This window comes from Polaribacter sp. 2305UL8-11, assembly GCF_058147165.1.
This window is the reverse complement of the sequence record NZ_JBYVJW010000013.1, coordinates 28,649-46,285: the sequence shown is the minus strand read 5'-3', so window position 1 is coordinate 46,285 and position 17,637 is coordinate 28,649. Positions and strand designations below refer to the sequence as shown.

Sequence of the window (17,637 nt, the reverse complement as noted above, 5' to 3'; positions counted from 1 at the left end):
TTCTTTATTTATGTACACTTCAAAATTATTAGAAATTAATCGATAATAACTATAATTATTATTGATAGTTTTAATATCTTTATCAAAATTTACTATACAAATGACAATAACACAATTAAAATATGTTTTATCTGTAGCAGAATATCAAAATTTTACAGTTGCTGCAGAACATAGTTTTGTAACTCAACCTACATTGAGCATGCAAATTCAAAAACTAGAAGATGAGTTAGAGGTACAAATTTTTAATAGATCTAAAAAACCAATAGAGTTAACGGAAGTAGGTAAAAAAATAGTTGAGCAAGCCAAAACAATTGTAGATGAAAGCAATAGGATGTTAGATATTGTGCATCAACAAAAAGGGTTTATTGGAGGTGAATTTAAATTGGGAATTATCCCAACAATTATGCCTACTTTATTACCCATGTTTTTACAAAATTTTACCAAAAAATATCCAAAAGTAAAACTAATTATAGAAGAGTTAACGACTGAAGAAATTGTTAGAAAATTATCTGATGGACACATAGATGCTGCAATTGCTGCAACACCTCTAGAAAATGAGGCTATTAAAGAAAAACCTTTGTATTACGAACCTTTTGTGGGGTTAATTCCTCAAAATCATAGACTTTTTAACAATACACACATATCTGCAGACGAGTTAGAAATGGAAGATATTTTATTGCTAGAAGATGGACATTGCTTTAAAGATAGTGTCATAAATTTATGCAGAACACATAAACTTGATAATAAAAAAGGCTTTCAATTAGAAAGCGGAAGTTTTGATACCTTAATAAAACTTTCTAAAGAAGGGTTAGGAATGACACTTCTGCCCTACTTACATACATTAGATTTAAGTGAAGTAGATAAAAGCCATTTACGTGAATTTAAAAATCCTTCTCCTGCAAGAGAGGTGAGTTTAATTTACCATAAATCGCAATTAAAAATGCAATTGATAGAAGCACTTAAAAATACAATTGATGGTGTTGTTAGAGGTGCAATTTCTTTTTCTGATGTGAAAATTATAAGTCCTTTAAGTAAAAAATAGAGTGAAAAAATTTTTATTAATTATATTATTAATTTTTATAAGTTGTTTTAGTAATAGAGATATTGAAAATGTTATTATAACTGGTTTTGTTAAAAGTGAAGGAAATTTACCTATAAAAAATGCAACAATAAGAATTCAGAATGCTTGTTATGAGAATAGCCCAGATGAATCATATAGTAAATATGAAAATTATAAAATTAGTACGGATAGTTTAGGTCATTATTCAATAAAACTTAAAAAAAGTGCTTACATACAAATTCTTGCATCAAAAGATTATCATCGATCATCTTTCAAGACTAAATATGTTTATTCAAAAAATGTAAAAATAAACTTTTCTTTAAAAACAATTAAACAAAAAAAGGAAGCAATTTAGCTTCCTTTTTTTATGAATTAAATGCTCTTAAGAATACATTTTCTCACGCAATTCTTTAATTTTTGGGTCAGATAAATAATCATCAAAAGTACTATATCTATCTATAACTCCTTTTGGTGTTAACTCAATTACTCTATTTGCAACAGTTTGTGCAAACTCATGATCATGAGTCGTAAATAAAACTGTTCCTTTAAAATTAATTAGTGAGTTATTTAATGCTTGGATAGACTCTAAATCTAAGTGATTTGTTGATTCATCCAAAACTAAAATATTTGCTCTTTTCATCATCATTCTAGACAACATACAACGCACTTTTTCTCCACCTGATAAAACGTTACTTTTCTTTAAAGCTTCTTCTCCAGAAAAAATCATTTTTCCTAAAAAACCTCTTAAAAAAACTTCTTCACGTTCTTCTTCTGTCTGTGCATATTGTCTTAACCAGTCTACTAAATTCAATTCTCCATTTTGGAAAAAAGAAGAATTATCTAAAGGCAAATAAGACTGTGTTGTGGTAACTCCCCAAGAAAATTTACCAGCATCTGCTTTTTCATTACCCATTATAATTTGATAAAAGGCAGTTACTGCTCTAGAATTTTTAGAAATTATGGCTATTTTATCTCCTTTATTTAAGTTTATATGAACGTCGTTAAATAATTTTTCTCCTTCAAATTCTTTAGATAAACCTTCTACATTTAAAATTTGATCTCCAGCTTCTCTATCTCTTTCAAAAATAATTGCTGGATAACGTCTACTAGAAGGTTTTATATCTTCTACATTTAATTTTTCAATCATTTTTTTACGAGAAGTTGCTTGTTTAGATTTAGCAACATTTGCAGAAAAACGTCTGATAAATTCTTCCAGTTCTTTCTTTTTATCTTCTGCCTTTTTATTTTGTTGTGCCCTTTGCTTTGCAGCTAATTGAGAAGATTCGTACCAAAAAGTATAATTACCAGAATAATGGTTAATCTTACCAAAGTCTATATCAGAAATATGTGTACAAACTGCATCTAAAAAGTGTCTATCGTGCGAAACTACTATTACACAATTATCATAATTTGCTAAGAAGTTTTCTAACCAACCAATAGTTTCAAAGTCTAGATCGTTGGTAGGCTCATCCATAATTAGCACATCAGGATTGCCAAACAAAGCTTGTGCAATTAATACACGTACTTTTTGTTTACCATCTAAATCTTTCATTAAAGTGTAATGCAAATCTTCTGAAATACCTAAATTAGATAGCATTGCTGCTGCATCAGAATCTGCATTCCAACCATTCATTTCTTCAAAAACAATTTGTAATTCTCCTATTTTTTCTGCATTTTCATCTGTATAATCAGCATACAAAGCATCGATTTCCTTTTTAATAGAAAACAATTCTTTATTTCCCATCACAACAGTTTCTAAAACAGGAAACTCATCAAACTCATTATGATTTTGAGACAAAACAGACATACGTTTTCCTGCCTCTAAATGAACTTGACCAGATGTAGGTTCTTGTTTACCAGAAAGAATCTTTAAAAAAGTAGATTTTCCTGCTCCATTAGCACCAATAATTCCATAACAATTTCCTGTTTGAAATTTGGTATTTACTTCATCAAACAAAACACGTTTGCCAAATTGTACAGATAAGTTAGAAACTGATAACATATTATTTTTTTAAAATTTGTGCAAAAGTACGAATTTGATTTGTTTTTCTACGCTTGATTTTAAATGCTTTTCTTAAAATTTTTAGCGATTTTTAAGAACTAATTTAACAACGAATTAACAAGCAAAAGAAAGATGAGTGCTTAAATTTGCTTGTAGCTTAAAAGCGAAATTATATATGTTAAAAAACTTACTTAACTCTATTGTAATTTTATTATTATTTGTGGGTTGTAATTCTTCTAAAAATTCGAATACATTTTTTGGAGGCAAAATTATAAACCCAAAAACAAATAATGTAGTATTATATTCTATGGACAAAGTAATAGACACCTTAAAACTAGATGAAAACAATCGTTTTTTAGGTGAATACAAAGACATAAACGAAGGTTTATATTATTTTGTTCATGGTATAGAAAACCAGTATATTTATTTAGAAAAAAAGGATAGCTTAATGTTGCGTTTAAATACATGGGATTTTGATGAATCTTTAGTTTTTTCTGGTAAAGGTGGAGAAAGAAATAATATTTTAATTGATTGTTTTTTAGAAAATGAAAAAAATGATAAAACTTTTTATAAGTTTAATAAACTAGAGCCTACACAATTTAAAAATAAAATAGATTCTATTTTATATCTTAAAGATATTACTTATAAAGAATATTTATTTAATCATCCAGAAGAAACCCCTGAGTTTAATCTTGTTTTAAAAGTAGCTTTAAATTATCCTATTTACGCAAGAGTTGAAAGATATCCTGTAGTACATAAAAAATATAGTGCAGATAAAGATTTTCATGATTTAGAAGAAAGTTTTTACAGCCATAGAAAATTAGCGAGTATTAATAATGATTCTTTAATGTACTACCCTCCTTACAGTCATTATGTTAGAAATTATTTATATAATACCACCTATGCTTTAGGACATAAACCGATGATAAATGAGTACTCATCAGGTTTTACTGTAGATTTATTAAAAACTATCGATAAAAAAATAACTTCAAGTAAGTCTAAAAATGCTTTTTTAAGACAAACAGTTATTAGTCATTTTTACAAAAAATCTAGTTGCAATATAAATAAAGATGCATTTGATACGTATTTTGATTTAAGTACCAATACAGAAGATAAAGAAAATGTAAGACAATTATTAGCAGATAGTAAAGCAATTCATAAAAATAAGGTTTTAACAAATTTTGAACTTTATGATTTAGCCAAAGGAAAACATAACATACACGATATTATAAAAGGAAAAAATACGTTTTTATTCTTTTGGAATTCAGAATACGTTTCTTATACTTATATATCTTCTAGGATGAATTATTTATCAAAAAAATTTCCAAATATTAATTTTATTCAAGTAGAAATTGATGGAAATTCTAAAAACAGAATTCATAAATTAGATATTAAAAAACAATTTTATATAGATTCTAAAAGTGATGCTAATAATTTTTTAACCAGCAAAATGCCACGTTCTATTATTATAAATAAAGATGGTAAAGTAGTAAATGGTTATGCATCTATTTCTTCAAATAATATTTATTCTCAATTAAAAGAGCTAAGTAACAAGTAATATCTATTTTATTTAATGTACATTTGCACGATTTTTATTTTGAGGCTAACTCATTAAAAATCAGTCCGAATTTATAAACGGGTTTACAGGTGGGCGTTCTGTGAATCCACAAAAAACACAGTAATGTCAACATTTTTAGAATTAGGTTTAAAAGAACCTATCATTAAAGCATTGACGGATTTAGGTTATGAAAAACCAACCGTTATTCAAGAAAAAGCGATTCCGCAAATTATTTCATCTACAGACGATTTAAAAGCATTTGCACAAACTGGTACAGGAAAAACTGCTGCCTTTAGTTTGCCAATATTAGAACTTATAGACGCAAGTCAGAGTAATGTACAAGCTATTATATTATCTCCAACAAGAGAACTTGCAGTTCAAATTGGTAATAATATTAAAGATTTTTGCAAATATTTAAAAGACGTTAAAGTAACAACTGTTTATGGTGGTTCTAGTATGGAAGACCAAATTAGGTCTTTAAAAAAAGGATCTCAAATTGTTGTAGGAACTCCAGGAAGAACAGTAGACTTAATTAACAGAAGAGCTTTAAAATTAGGCAATGTACAATGGTTAGTCTTAGACGAGGCTGATGAAATGCTAAACATGGGCTTTAAAGAAGAACTTGATAAAGTCTTAGAAGCTACTCCAGAAACCAAACAAACTTTATTATTTTCTGCAACCTTTCCAAGAGAAGTAGAGGCTATTGCTAGAAATTATATGACAAAACCTGCAGAAATTACTTCTGGTGAAAAAAATTCTGGTTCAGATAATGTAAGCCATGAATATTATGCAGTTTCAGAAAGAACACGTTACCCAGCTTTAAAAAGAATTGCAGATTTAAACCCAGATATTTATGCAATCATATTTTGTAGAACTCGAAGAGAAACACAAGAAGTTGCAGATAATTTAATTAAAGATGGTTACAATGCAGATTCTTTGCATGGAGATTTATCTCAGGCACAAAGAGATTCTGTAATGGGTAAGTTTCGTAAAAAAACAATCCAAATATTGGTTGCAACAGATGTTGCTGCTCGTGGTTTAGATGTAACAGAATTAACTCACGTAATTAATCATAAATTACCAGATCAAATAGAAAACTATACACACAGAAGTGGTAGAACTGGTAGAGCTGGTAATACAGGTATTTCTATTGTACTAGTAAATGGTAAAGAAAAAGGGAAATTAAGAGCAATAGAAAGAATTATAAAAAAGAAGTTTGTAGAAGGAAAAGTACCTACTGGTAAAGAAATTGTACAAAATCAATTAATGAATTTAATTGATAAGGTTCAAAAAACGAAAGTAAATGAATCTGAAATTAAAGAGTTTCTACCAAGTATTTATGACAAGCTAAAAGATTTAGATAGAGAGGCTTTAATACAAAAATTTGTTTCATTAGAATTTAATACTATGTTAGCGTATTATGAAAATTCTAAAGATTTAAATGATTTAGGAAGAGATAATTCTAGAGCTAGAGCAACAGCAGATAATATGACACGTTTTTTTATCAACATTGGTAGAAAAGACAGTTTAAACCCTGCAAAATTAATCGGTTTAATAAACGATCAAAACATTGGTGATAAAATAGAAATTGGTGCTATAGATATTTTAGACACATTTTCTTTCTTTGAGATTGATAAAAATTACGAAGAAAAAACATTAGAATCTTTTTCAACAAATCAACCTGATTTTGATGGAAGATCTGTAAATGTAGAAATTACAAAAAAAGAACGTTCTGGAGGTGGAAGAAGAGGTGGTAAAAAACCTTTTGGAAAAAAAGATGGTGGTTTTGGAAAACGCAGAAGTTCTGAAGGTTCTTCGAAAAGACGAGATGATGGAAGAAAATCTGACAGAAGATTTGACAGACCTAAAAACACTGGAGACAGAAAATCTGGCGGATTTGGAAGAAGACGTAGAGAAAGGTAAACTAACACAGTTTCTTAATAAGAATACAAGTGGAATCTTATAATAATTCAATAAAAAAGCTCAGAATATTCTGAGCTTTTTTTGGTTTATTAAATTTTATTTATACAATTAATCTTCAGGTGGATAACCATGTATTTTTTCGAAGTCTTCATCAAAATTAGAACGCAAATAGGCATTTAATTTTTTACGATAATCATCTTTTAACCAAGTTACAAAATTGTGTGTACTTTTAGATATACATTTTGCGTATCTGTTAATTCTATCATCTATCTCCTCTCCTAACATCTTTGCTAAAATCAATGCATCAAAAACGTCCTCGCTATTTTCAATACACATTTTTGCATGGTGCTCTATAGATTTTTCCAACACTCTTTTAGAAGACTCCCCTGCTCTAATGGTATCTATGTATACCTTTTTCATATCAAAATAGGTATCTGTAGATTTTGCAAATTCTTTTTTAATATCTGCAGGCAATTCATATCTAAATGTACTTTCTATTTCTTCATCAGAAAGAATAGCATTTAAATAATAATCTGGTGCTCTAAACATTTTTTGCCAATCCAAATCTGCTCCCCAAGGACCAAATCTGTGGAAATTGTTACCCAAATCTACTACATCAAAAGTGTTTTTGTTCTCAAAAATACGAGAACCACGTCCAATCATTTGATAGTATAAAGTTAACGATTTTGTGGCTCTGTTTAATATAATTGCCTCAATGCTAGGTTCATCAAAACCAGTAGTTAAAATACTAACAGAAGTAATAATTGCATTGGGTGTTTTATGAAACCAGCGTAAAATTAACTCACGTTCTTTTTTGGTATTGGTATTATCTAAATGCGCAATTGGATAACCCGCTTTTTTAAAAGCATGAAATACTTGAATAGAAGTATTTATACCATTATTAAAAATTAGCGTCTTTTTACCTTTTGCAGTTTCTTCATAAGCAGAAACCAACTTAGAAAGCATGTCTGAATTGGTATATAAATCTTCAGAAGATTTTACAGTATAATCTCCATTTGCACCAACTTCTAAAGAAGTTAAACCTACATTATAAGAATACATATTTGCCTTTGCCAAATATTCGTTTTCAATTAAATCTTGAATTGATTCACCCACAAATAACTCTTGATAATTCTCATACATTGGTAATTTAATGTTAGAACTTAATGGAGTTGCAGTAACACCTAAAATAAAAGAATCGTTAAAAAACTTAAAAATTTTAGTAAATGAATTATAGTGAGCTTCATCAACAATTACCAAACCAATATCAGAGATATCTAATTTATCATCGTTTAAACGGTTTTTTAAAGTTTCAACCATCGCAACAAAACAATTAAAATCTGCTTGATCGTCTAATTTTGCAGTAGAATTAATAATTTTATTACTAACTCCAAACTCATCTAACATTCTAGAGGTTTGTTTGCTTAGTTCAATTCTGTGCGTTAAAACTAAAACTTTCTTTTTAAAAGTTGCTATGTAACGTCTTACAATTTCAGAAAATATGACTGTTTTTCCACCTCCAGTTGGCAATTGATATAATAAATGATAATCTTGAGGAGCAGTTTCAAATCGCTTAAAAATCTCTTGAAGAGCATCTTTTTGATATCCGTATAATTCTTTACCTATAATTGTTTGAGAAGTGTTTGTTTCTGACAAAATTTTAAAAATTTTAAGATACAAAAGTAAGACTTAAAATAGGTTTTACCCAAATTTTATCTACATAAATCTTGATAAATCTGTTTGTACAATATCATAATGAGAGGCATTGTAGACAGAAACGCCATTTTTTACAATCAATAATTGAGGAGATTGATGCATTACCTGAAAAGTATATCCTACTTCATCAGAAATATTTCTGTAATTTAACAAATCTAAATAGTAGACTTTTAATTGCTGATGTTCTTCTTGAAATAAATCTCCAAAACGCTTGATAACCATACTACTAATTCCACATCTAGTAGAATGTTTAAAAATGAATATAGCTTCTGTTTCAGATTCTTTTTTAATTGTATCTAATTGGTCTAGAGAAGTTAAAGGAATCCAATTTAAATATGACTTTTTTTCTGGTTTCGATTTTTTATCATTTTTATTCCCAAACATATTATTAAATATACCCATTACGTGTTTTTATTGCTTTGTCGATGTAAATATAAGAAACTTTCATCAGTCAAAAAGTCAGCAAAAACAAGCTTCTACAAGACATTTTGACTTGTTTTTTACAACTTTTAATGATGGTATTGTAATTGCTAATTAGTAGTTATGTAAAAAAAAAGACTTGTCATTTCGATCTTGTGGAGAAATCTAAAAATAAGGCATAAGATTTTTCGATTTCATTCCATTTCTCTCAAAATGACAGTTGATTAAAAAATTATAAGAAAATGAATTTTAATAACTATACAACAAAATCGCAAGAAACCATACAAATGGCGCAACAATTGGCGCAAAGTTTTGGTCATAATCAAATAGAAAACGAACATATTTTTAAAGCTTTAACACAAGTAGATGAAAATGTGTTGCCTTTTCTATTAAAGAAACTGAACATCAATATTGGTGTTGTAAATCAGATTTTAGACAAACAATTAGAGAGTTTACCTAAAGTTTCTGGAGCAGAATTAATGATTTCTAGAGAAGCTAGTAAAACATTAAATGAAGCATCCATCATCGCAAAAAACATTAAAGATGATTATGTTTCTATAGAACACTTAATTTTGGCTATTTTTAAATCAAAAAGTAACATAGCACAGGTTTTAAAAGACCAAGGTGTTACAGAAAAACATTTAAAAGCAGCAATAGAAGAATTAAGAAAAGGAGAAAGAGTTACTTCTCAATCTCAAGAAGAAACTTATAATTCTTTAAATAAATATGCAAAAAATCTAAATCAATTAGCACAAGATGGAAAATTAGATCCTGTAATTGGTAGAGATGAAGAAATTAGAAGATTACTACAAATTTTATCCAGAAGAACAAAAAACAATCCAATTTTGGTAGGTGAACCAGGAACAGGAAAAACTGCTATTGCAGAAGGTTTAGCTCACAGAATTGTAGATGGTGATGTACCAGAAAATCTTAAAGATAAATTAATTTTTTCTTTAGATATGGGAGCATTAATTGCTGGTGCAAAATACAAAGGAGAATTTGAAGAGCGTTTAAAAGCAGTAATTAAAGAAGTGACTACTTCTAATGGAGATATTGTACTGTTTATTGATGAAATTCACACTTTAGTTGGTGCTGGAGGTGGACAAGGAGCTATGGATGCTGCAAATATTTTAAAACCTGCTTTAGCTAGAGGAGAATTGCGTGCTATTGGTGCAACTACGTTGGATGAATATCAAAAATATTTTGAAAAAGACAAGGCCTTAGAAAGACGTTTCCAAAAAGTACAAGTAAATGAACCTGATACAGAAAGTGCCATTTCTATTTTAAGAGGAATTAAAGAAAAATACGAAACACATCATAAAGTTCGTATTAAAGATGAAGCTATTATTGGTGCTGTAGAATTATCGCAAAGATATATTACCAACAGGTTTTTACCAGACAAAGCCATTGATTTAATGGACGAAGCTGCATCAAAATTACGTATGGAAATCAATTCGAAACCAGAAGAATTGGATGTTTTAGATCGTAAAATAATGCAGTTAGAAATTGAAATTGAGGCCATTAAACGTGAAAAAGATGAAACAAAGTTGAAATCCTTACGATCTGATTTAGCCAATTTAAAAGAAGAACGTAATACCATAAACGCAAAATGGAAATCTGAAAAAGAAGTAGTAGATAACATTCAGAATGCAAAATTGGATATCGAAAACTTTAAAATTGAAGCAGAAAAAGCAGAGCGTGAAGGAGATTATGGAAAAGTTGCAGAAATTAGATATGGTAAAATAAAGCAAGCGCAAGAAAAATTAGAGGAGCTCCAAAAAGTTTTAAGTGAAAACAAAAACGAAAAATCTTTAATTAAAGAAGAAGTTACTTTAGATGATATTGCAGAAGTTGTTGCCAAATGGACTGGAATTCCTGTAACCAAGATGGTTCAGTCTGAGCGTGAAAAACTGTTAAAACTAGAAAATCAACTGCATAAAAGAGTTGTAGGTCAAGAAGAAGCTATTGTTGCTGTTTCTGATGCTGTAAGAAGGTCTAGAGCTGGTTTGCAAAACCCAAATAAACCAATTGGTAGTTTCTTATTTTTAGGAACAACAGGTGTAGGTAAAACAGAATTAGCAAAAGCCTTAGCAGAATATTTGTTTGATGATGAAAATGCCATGACTAGGATAGATATGAGCGAATATCAAGAGCGTCATTCTGTAAGTAGATTGGTAGGTGCTCCTCCAGGATATGTAGGTTATGATGAAGGTGGACAATTAACAGAAGCTGTTCGTAGAAGACCCTATTCTGTAGTATTGTTAGATGAAATTGAAAAAGCACATCCAGATACTTTTAATATTTTATTACAAGTACTAGATGAAGGTAGATTAACGGATAACAAAGGACGTGTTGCAGATTTTAAAAACACCATAATTATTATGACTTCTAACATGGGAAGTCATATCATTCAAGAAAAATTTAGTGATCCAAAAGCTGATTTAACAGCAGTCACAGAATTAGCTAAAATTGAAGTTTTAGGATTGTTAAAGAAATCTGTGAGACCAGAATTTTTAAACAGAATTGATGATGTAATTATGTTTACACCATTAAATAAAAACGATATTTTTGAAATTGTAAGATTACAAATAGATCAATTAAAGAAAATGATTGGTAAACAAGATATAACTTTAGATGCTACAGATGAGGCTATTGCTTACTTAGCTAAAAAAGGATATCAACCAGAATTTGGTGCAAGACCTGTAAAGAGAGTTATTCAAAAAGAAGTTTTAAACCAATTATCTAAAGAAATTCTATCAGGTAAAGTAACTACAGATAGTATCATATTATTAGATGCTTTTGATGATAAGTTGGTTTTTAGAAATCAGTCTAATTTGGTGACAAATAGTTAATAAAAAGAAGCTGTCTAAAAAGTCAAAAAAATTAGCTATTTGTCATATTGAGCTTGTCGAAATATAATTGATAATCAATGAATTATAAAACTTCGACAAGCTCAGTTTGACATACTCAATTACTTTTTAGACAGCTTCTTTTAATTTTTAAATATACCATTTGGTATATTTTATATACTTTTGTAATTAAAATGACAAAATCAGAAGAAACAAAACAATATATAATTAAAATAGCTGCTCCTATTTTTAACAAATATGGGTATGCTGCTACTTCTATGAGTCAACTTACCAATGCTACGAAACTTACAAAAGGAGCTATTTATGGTAATTTTAAAAACAAAGAAGAACTTGCTATAAAAGCTTTTAAGTACAACGTAAGACTTTTAATGTTGGGCATTAAAGATAAAATTGATAAAGTAGATACAAGTTTTGAAAAATTAGAAGCTATTATCAATTTTTACAAAAATTATTATGTTTACAGTAAAAAATTTGGGGGCTGCCCTATATTGAATGTTGGTGTAGATTCTAATAATAAAAATACGCTCTTACTTGAAAATGTAAAAGTTGTTATTAAACGAATTCATGATGAAATTGAAAAAATTATTCAAAAAGGAATAGATAATAATGAACTTGTAAGTGATATTAATGCAAGAGAATGGGCAGTAAAAATTGATAGTATGATACAAGGAGCTATTTTTATGGCTTATACTATGGATGACAATATGTACATACAACTAACAATGAACCAATTAGATGATATTATAAATAATAAACTTAAAAAATAATTTTTTCAAACAATAATATACCAATTGGTATATTAAAAAAAATATAAATATGAATAATAAACTCGTTTTAGAAAGCAAATCAATAATTAGATTTCAAGATTGCGATCCATTTAATCATTTAAATAATGGAAAATACATCAACTACTTTATGAACCATAGAGAAGATCAAGTTTTAGAAAATTATAATATAGATATCTATAAAATGGCAAAAACCATAGGTAAAAGTTGGGTTTCTGGTAGTAATCAAATTGTATATTTTAGGCCTGCATATACAATGGAAACAGTATTAATTGAATCTCAGTTATATAAATTTACAGATTCAGAATTATTTGTAGAGATGAGAATGTATGATGAAAATAAGGCACATTTAAAGTCAATAATCTGGTCTAATTTCATCCATTTTAATCTTTTAGAGCAAAAAAGAGAAAAACATAGTGAAGAATTAATGCAAGCATTTAAAAGTTTTCACAACCCTTTAGAAGCGAAAATTTTTGAAGAAAGAATAAAAAGCTTGAAAAACAAAAAATCATAACGCAGTAATATTTGTTAACTACTTACTATTTTGTGTTATTAAAAAACGGTGTTAGAAATAACATCGTTTTGTTTTCTGTATATTTGATTTTCAAATCAAACCTTATGAAAAAATATTTATTCCTTTTTGTTTTCGCTTTTAGCTTATTTAGTTCTTGTATTTCTCAAGAAACTACGACTTATTATCTAATTCGTCATTCAGAAAAAGACAGAACAGACAAAACAAATAAAAACCCCAACTTGAATAAACAGGGTTTGGAAAGAGCAAAAAAATGGGCTACTTATTTTAAAAATATAGATTTAGATGCTGTATATTCTACAAAATACAACAGAACAATGCAAACTGCAACACCAACTGCAGATAGTAAAAGTTTAAAAATTCAAAATTACGACCCAAGAAAAATGTACGACTCTATTTTTAAGCAGAACACAAAAGGAAAAACAGTTTTAGTAGTGGGTCATAGCAATACAACTCCTGTTTTTGCGAATAAAATTTTAGGAGAAAAAAAGTATGAATGGATGAAAGATGATGATAATTCAAGTTTATTTATTGTTACCATTTCTGGTGATAAAAAAACGAGTAAAATAGAGAAAGTAAATTAGTTAAACAGTAAAGCCTGCAAACAAGTTTAACCATGATTGTAGCAATTGTTTGAGCTCTTTTTTATACTGAACTCGATTCAGTATCTTTTGTAATAATGAAACATGTTATTAAATAAGTGAGATGCTGAAATAAATTCAGCATAAAAAAGCGAGCGACTATCGACTTCGCTCAAGATAAACTCCAAGCAGAAAATAGCTTCTAAAAAAATTATTTTAAAATTTTCACTTCAATATCTTTTAAAACAATCTCAGATACTTTTGTTAACTGATTATTTTCAAAAGCCTTATCAATACCAATTAAAGAAATATTTTTAGATAAAGGTTTGTAATTATGATAATCTACAAAACGAATTCCATTCTTAACACACTGTTCTTTTAAAACACGAAAACGTTTTCCTCCTCCATTTGTATGATAAGAATAGGCTAAATAATCAATCAAAAAATCTTCTTTTCCAATCCAATAAATAAACACATCTTCAAAATCTTCTCCTCCTCCATCTTCAGAAAAAGTAATTTCTACTTTATAATATTCTTTTCCTTTTACTGTTGATGATTTAAGTAGTTTTTTATGAACAGCTTTATCATTTAAACCAAAAGGCAACACAGAAAAATAATGCACAGAGTTTATAGAATTGCTGTATTTAGAAATCATAGAATCTGCAACTTTTACGGATTGAGCATTAACTAATCTTTCATAACCACTATTTGTTAAAACTTCATCAATAGCTACAGAATCTTTAAAATAATCTCTATAAAGTTTAAAATGACCATTCTTTCTTATTGCTGAATATTGTTTATCTCTAAAGTTAAAAGTAATTTCAGAATTAGCTACTTTATCTGCTCCAGAATACACAATTGTCTTATCAATAATTTCTTGTGCAGTTAATTTAGGTTCAGAAGATTTGCAAGAAAATATAATTAGTAAAAAGAATACAGATAAATATCTCATTTGTTTTTGTTTGATTTGGTCGGAAATAGAATTCAAAATTACATTTCTTTAGCGAATCTAAAAATGTATCTTTGTTAAAATTAATTAAATTAAAATCAGTCTATGACTGCTCAGAAAAAGATAAATATACAAAATAAAAAAGCGCGTTTTGAATATGAAATTCTTGACAAATTCGTTGCTGGAATTCAACTTACTGGAACAGAAATAAAGTCGATAAGATTAAGTCAAGCAAGAATTACAGAAAGTTTTTGTGAATTTAATGAGCGTGGAGAATTGTTTATTGTGAATATGTACATTCAAGAATATATGTTTGGGCATCACTTTAATCACAAGCCTAAAAGTGAAAGACGATTACTTTTAAATAAACGTGAATTACGCAGCTTAAAGAAAGATGTAGAAGCTAAGGGAAATACTATTGTTCCTCTTCGTTTGTTTATTAATGACAGGGGTTTTGCCAAATTAGAAATTGCTATAGCCAAAGGAAAACAAACCCATGATAAACGTAATACTTTAAAAGACAGAGACAATAAGCGTGATTTGGCAAGAATTAAAAAGAGTTTTAATTCTTAAGTATATTTTTTATGATTTCTTTCTTAAAACTCATTCGTTATAAAAACCTATTAATGGTTTTATTAACAATGGTTTTAACTAAATATGCTTTGCTTAATTCAATTTTTATACAAATACCTGAAAGAGATTATCAATTTATAATTCTTATAATCTCTGTTTTATTTATAACAGCTGGAGGTTACATTATCAATGACATATATGATGTAGAAATAGATAAAGTAAATAAACCCAATAAAGTTTTTATAAATAATTCAATTTCCAAAAAAAATGCTTGGAAAGTTTATCTCACACTAACTTTTATTGGTCTTTTATTAGGATTATACCTTTCTTTTTTTCAAGGTTCCAAAACTAATAGTATATATTTTCCGCTCATTATTTTAATACTTTTTATCTATTCTAAATATCTAAAAAAAACTTTTCTTTTAGGAAATTTAGCTATTTCCTACTGTTTATCAATGGTCATTTATATTACTTATGTTTTTACTTCTGAAGCTATAATTTATTCAGAATCAATTAAAGAATATGTAGTTTATAAAATAAATCATCAAGATATACTTGGTCCAATTCTAGTTTATTCACTTTTTGCTTTTATAACAACTTTAATAAGAGAAATTATAAAAGACATAGAAGATATAAATGGAGATTTAAAACTCAAGGCTAAAACTCTACCAATAATTATTGGTAGAAACAGAGCAGCTATGGTTGCTATTTTATTTACAATAATATTATTAATTTTGATTATTATCATATTATCTCTTTTTGAAAATGATTTTATATTTTTATTCTATATAATAGCTTTTAGTATTTTACCTCTCGTCTTTTTTTTATTCAAATTATTATCAGCAGAAAGCAAAAAAGATTTTTCTAAATTGAGTAGTTTAATGAAAATGATTATGTTATTTGGTATATTATCAATGTTGTTGTTTACAATAAAATAAAGTAAACAATGTCTCCTCAAACGCAGTCGAGAGGTTATGAATATTAATTAAAATTTATAGGTTTCGACTGCGCTCAACCCAACAACAAAAATGTTAAAAGAAATACTTAAAGACTACAATATAATTTTAGCTTCAAAATCGCCAAGAAGACAACAATTCTTTAAAGATTTAGATATCGATTTTACAATCCAATTAAAAGAAGTTGAAGAGATTTATCCAAAGGAATTAAAAGGAAGTGAAATCACCAATTTTTTAGCCGACTTAAAATCCAAAGTATTCACAAATTTATCAGAAAAAGATATTTTAATTACTTCAGATACCATTGTTTGGTTAGAAAACAAAGCTTTAGGAAAGCCAAAAGACGAAGAAGATGCTTTTAATATGCTAAGAAGTTTATCAGGTAAAAAACACGAAGTAATTACATCTATAAGTATTAAAAATAAGAATTTCCAGAAGATAATTAGTGATACAACTGTAGTTTCTTTTAAAGAAATCTCTGATGAAGAAATTAACTATTACATCAAAAATTACAAACCATTTGACAAAGCTGGTGCTTACGGAATTCAAGAATGGATAGGTTTTATAGCCATTGATAATATGGAAGGTAGCTATTTTAACGTAGTTGGTTTGCCTGTTCATAAACTCTATAAAGAATTGATGAATTTATAAACCAAGACTTCAAATAAAAGTTTATTTTTACCCAAAATTTTACAACACAACTTTTTATAATTTTATAATGAAAAAATATACATACACAGAAAAAAAAGATACACGTTCTGGTTTTGGTGATGGTTTAACAGAATTAGGTAGAACAAACCCAAATGTAGTTGCTTTGTGTGCAGATTTAATTGGTTCTTTAAAAATGGATCAATTTATTAAAGAAAATCCTGAAAGATTTTTCCAAGTGGGTATTGCAGAAGCAAACATGATTGGTATTGCAGCTGGTTTAACTATTGGTGGTAAAATTCCTTTTACAGGAACTTTTGCAAATTTTTCTACAGGTAGAGTGTATGACCAAATCCGTCAATCTGTAGCGTATTCTGGTAAAAATGTAAAAATTTGTGCTTCTCATGCTGGAGTTACTTTAGGAGAAGATGGGGCCACACACCAAATTTTAGAAGATATTGGTTTGATGAAAATGTTACCAGGAATGACAGTAATTAATCCTTGTGATTACAACCAAACAAAGGCAGCAACTATTGCTATCGCAGATTTTGATGGACCAGTTTATTTGCGTTTTGGAAGACCAAAAGTGCCTGTGTTTATGCCAGAAGATGCAAAATTTGAAATAGGAAAAGGAATTCAATTAAAAGAAGGTACAGATGTAACAATTGTTGCAACAGGTCATTTAGTTTGGGAATCTTTACAGGCTGCAGAACAATTAGAAGCAGATGGGATTTCTGTAGAGGTAATAAATATTCATACCATTAAGCCTTTAGATGAAGAAATCATCTTAAAATCTGTTGCAAAAACGGGTTGTATTGTAACTGCAGAAGAGCATAATAAATTAGGAGGTTTAGGAGAAAGTGTTGCAAGAACTTTAGCTTTAAACACTCCTACTCCACAAGAATTTGTTGCAACTAACGATACTTTTGGAGAATCTGGAACACCAGATCAATTAATGGCAAAATATGGTTTAGATGCAAAAGCTGTTGTAAAAGCTGTTAAAAAGGTAATTTCAAGAAAATAATAACGTTTTAAGTTTTAAAAGCGTCTTTATATTAACTTTA

General features: G+C 28.2%; 16 protein-coding genes. 12 read left to right on the top strand and 4 right to left on the bottom strand.

Annotated elements, in window-relative coordinates; all coding sequences use genetic code 11:
• Positions 1–100: 100 nt before the first annotated feature.
• Positions 101–1,042, top strand: a complete 942-nt coding sequence (locus ACY2RW_RS12405; RefSeq protein ID WP_490123044.1) for a hydrogen peroxide-inducible genes activator — start codon at positions 101–103, stop codon at positions 1,040–1,042.
• Between the two features lies 1 nt (position 1,043).
• On the top strand, positions 1,044–1,415 hold the full coding sequence (locus ACY2RW_RS12400; RefSeq protein WP_490123043.1) for a peptidase associated/transthyretin-like domain-containing protein: 372 nt from the start codon (positions 1,044–1,046) through the stop codon (positions 1,413–1,415).
• Positions 1,416–1,442: 27 nt separating this feature from the next.
• Here the strand turns inward: ACY2RW_RS12400 and ACY2RW_RS12395 are convergent, their stop codons facing one another.
• Entirely contained in the window at positions 1,443–3,062 is a 1,620-nt protein-coding gene (locus ACY2RW_RS12395) for an ABC-F family ATP-binding cassette domain-containing protein (RefSeq protein ID WP_490123042.1), read from the bottom strand.
• A 175-nt stretch (positions 3,063–3,237) separates the two neighbouring features.
• Between ACY2RW_RS12395 and ACY2RW_RS12390 the strand changes: the two genes are divergently transcribed.
• Entirely contained in the window at positions 3,238–4,620 is a 1,383-nt protein-coding gene (locus ACY2RW_RS12390) for a TlpA family protein disulfide reductase (protein WP_490123041.1), read from the top strand.
• A 123-nt stretch (positions 4,621–4,743) separates the two neighbouring features.
• Complete coding sequence (locus tag ACY2RW_RS12385) at positions 4,744–6,543, top strand: DEAD/DEAH box helicase (protein WP_490123040.1); 1,800 nt, start codon at positions 4,744–4,746, stop codon at positions 6,541–6,543.
• A gap of 108 nt (positions 6,544–6,651) precedes the next feature.
• On the opposite strand, the gene ACY2RW_RS12380 is transcribed toward ACY2RW_RS12385, so the two are convergent.
• Positions 6,652–8,199, bottom strand: a complete 1,548-nt coding sequence (locus tag ACY2RW_RS12380; protein WP_490123039.1) for a DEAD/DEAH box helicase — start codon at positions 8,197–8,199, stop codon at positions 6,652–6,654.
• Between the two features lie 60 nt (positions 8,200–8,259).
• On the bottom strand, positions 8,260–8,661 hold the full coding sequence (gene ytxJ / locus ACY2RW_RS12375) for a bacillithiol system redox-active protein YtxJ (protein WP_490123038.1): 402 nt from the start codon (positions 8,659–8,661) through the stop codon (positions 8,260–8,262).
• 260 nt (positions 8,662–8,921) lie between these two features.
• On the opposite strand from ytxJ, the gene clpB reads away from it, so the two are divergent.
• The 4 genes from clpB to ACY2RW_RS12355 all read left to right on the top strand — a co-directional run bounded on the left by clpB (position 8,922) and on the right by ACY2RW_RS12355 (position 13,450).
• Positions 8,922–11,531 (top strand): ATP-dependent chaperone ClpB, encoded by a 2,610-nt coding sequence (gene clpB, locus ACY2RW_RS12370; RefSeq protein ID WP_490123037.1) that lies wholly within the window; start codon positions 8,922–8,924, stop codon positions 11,529–11,531.
• Positions 11,532–11,722: 191 nt separating this feature from the next.
• Positions 11,723–12,316: a TetR/AcrR family transcriptional regulator gene (locus ACY2RW_RS12365; RefSeq protein ID WP_490123036.1), complete on the top strand. Its 594-nt coding sequence runs from the start codon at positions 11,723–11,725 to the stop codon at positions 12,314–12,316.
• Between the two features lie 49 nt (positions 12,317–12,365).
• On the top strand, positions 12,366–12,848 hold the full coding sequence (locus ACY2RW_RS12360; protein WP_490123035.1) for an acyl-CoA thioesterase: 483 nt from the start codon (positions 12,366–12,368) through the stop codon (positions 12,846–12,848).
• 104 nt (positions 12,849–12,952) lie between these two features.
• Positions 12,953–13,450: a SixA phosphatase family protein gene (locus ACY2RW_RS12355; RefSeq protein ID WP_490123034.1), complete on the top strand. Its 498-nt coding sequence runs from the start codon at positions 12,953–12,955 to the stop codon at positions 13,448–13,450.
• A gap of 208 nt (positions 13,451–13,658) precedes the next feature.
• Here ACY2RW_RS12355 and ACY2RW_RS12350 read toward each other — a convergent pair whose 3' ends face one another.
• A complete protein-coding gene (locus ACY2RW_RS12350) occupies positions 13,659–14,399 on the bottom strand; it encodes a DUF6503 family protein (RefSeq protein ID WP_490123033.1) in 741 nt (246 codons plus the stop codon).
• Between the two features lie 102 nt (positions 14,400–14,501).
• On the opposite strand from ACY2RW_RS12350, the gene smpB reads away from it, so the two are divergent.
• The 4 genes from smpB to ACY2RW_RS12330 all read left to right on the top strand — a co-directional run bounded on the left by smpB (position 14,502) and on the right by ACY2RW_RS12330 (position 17,597).
• Positions 14,502–14,969 carry an SsrA-binding protein SmpB gene (gene smpB, locus ACY2RW_RS12345; protein ID WP_490123032.1) on the top strand — a complete coding sequence of 156 codons (468 nt, stop codon included), beginning with the start codon at positions 14,502–14,504 and terminating at the stop codon, positions 14,967–14,969.
• Between the two features lie 11 nt (positions 14,970–14,980).
• Entirely contained in the window at positions 14,981–15,907 is a 927-nt protein-coding gene (locus ACY2RW_RS12340) for a geranylgeranylglycerol-phosphate geranylgeranyltransferase (RefSeq protein WP_490123031.1), read from the top strand.
• A 90-nt stretch (positions 15,908–15,997) separates the two neighbouring features.
• Complete coding sequence (locus ACY2RW_RS12335) at positions 15,998–16,576, top strand: Maf-like protein (protein WP_490123030.1); 579 nt, start codon at positions 15,998–16,000, stop codon at positions 16,574–16,576.
• 67 nt (positions 16,577–16,643) lie between these two features.
• Entirely contained in the window at positions 16,644–17,597 is a 954-nt protein-coding gene (locus ACY2RW_RS12330) for a transketolase family protein (RefSeq protein WP_490123029.1), read from the top strand.
• Positions 17,598–17,637: the final 40 nt, after the last annotated feature.

Coding starts and splice junctions, on each gene's coding strand:
- ACY2RW_RS12405 (WP_490123044.1), top strand. CDS start 101: ATGACAATAACACAATTAAAATATGTTTTATCTGTAGCAGAATATCAA.
- ACY2RW_RS12355 (WP_490123034.1), top strand. CDS start 12,953: ATGAAAAAATATTTATTCCTTTTTGTTTTCGCTTTTAGCTTATTTAGT.
- ACY2RW_RS12350 (WP_490123033.1), bottom strand. CDS start 14,399: ATGAGATATTTATCTGTATTCTTTTTACTAATTATATTTTCTTGCAAA.
- ACY2RW_RS12360 (WP_490123035.1), top strand. CDS start 12,366: ATGAATAATAAACTCGTTTTAGAAAGCAAATCAATAATTAGATTTCAA.
- ACY2RW_RS12335 (WP_490123030.1), top strand. CDS start 15,998: ATGTTAAAAGAAATACTTAAAGACTACAATATAATTTTAGCTTCAAAA.
- ACY2RW_RS12330 (WP_490123029.1), top strand. CDS start 16,644: ATGAAAAAATATACATACACAGAAAAAAAAGATACACGTTCTGGTTTT.
- ACY2RW_RS12365 (WP_490123036.1), top strand. CDS start 11,723: ATGACAAAATCAGAAGAAACAAAACAATATATAATTAAAATAGCTGCT.
- ytxJ (WP_490123038.1), bottom strand. CDS start 8,661: ATGGGTATATTTAATAATATGTTTGGGAATAAAAATGATAAAAAATCG.
- ACY2RW_RS12395 (WP_490123042.1), bottom strand. CDS start 3,062: ATGTTATCAGTTTCTAACTTATCTGTACAATTTGGCAAACGTGTTTTG.
- clpB (WP_490123037.1), top strand. CDS start 8,922: ATGAATTTTAATAACTATACAACAAAATCGCAAGAAACCATACAAATG.
- ACY2RW_RS12390 (WP_490123041.1), top strand. CDS start 3,238: ATGTTAAAAAACTTACTTAACTCTATTGTAATTTTATTATTATTTGTG.
- ACY2RW_RS12340 (WP_490123031.1), top strand. CDS start 14,981: ATGATTTCTTTCTTAAAACTCATTCGTTATAAAAACCTATTAATGGTT.
- smpB (WP_490123032.1), top strand. CDS start 14,502: ATGACTGCTCAGAAAAAGATAAATATACAAAATAAAAAAGCGCGTTTT.
- ACY2RW_RS12385 (WP_490123040.1), top strand. CDS start 4,744: ATGTCAACATTTTTAGAATTAGGTTTAAAAGAACCTATCATTAAAGCA.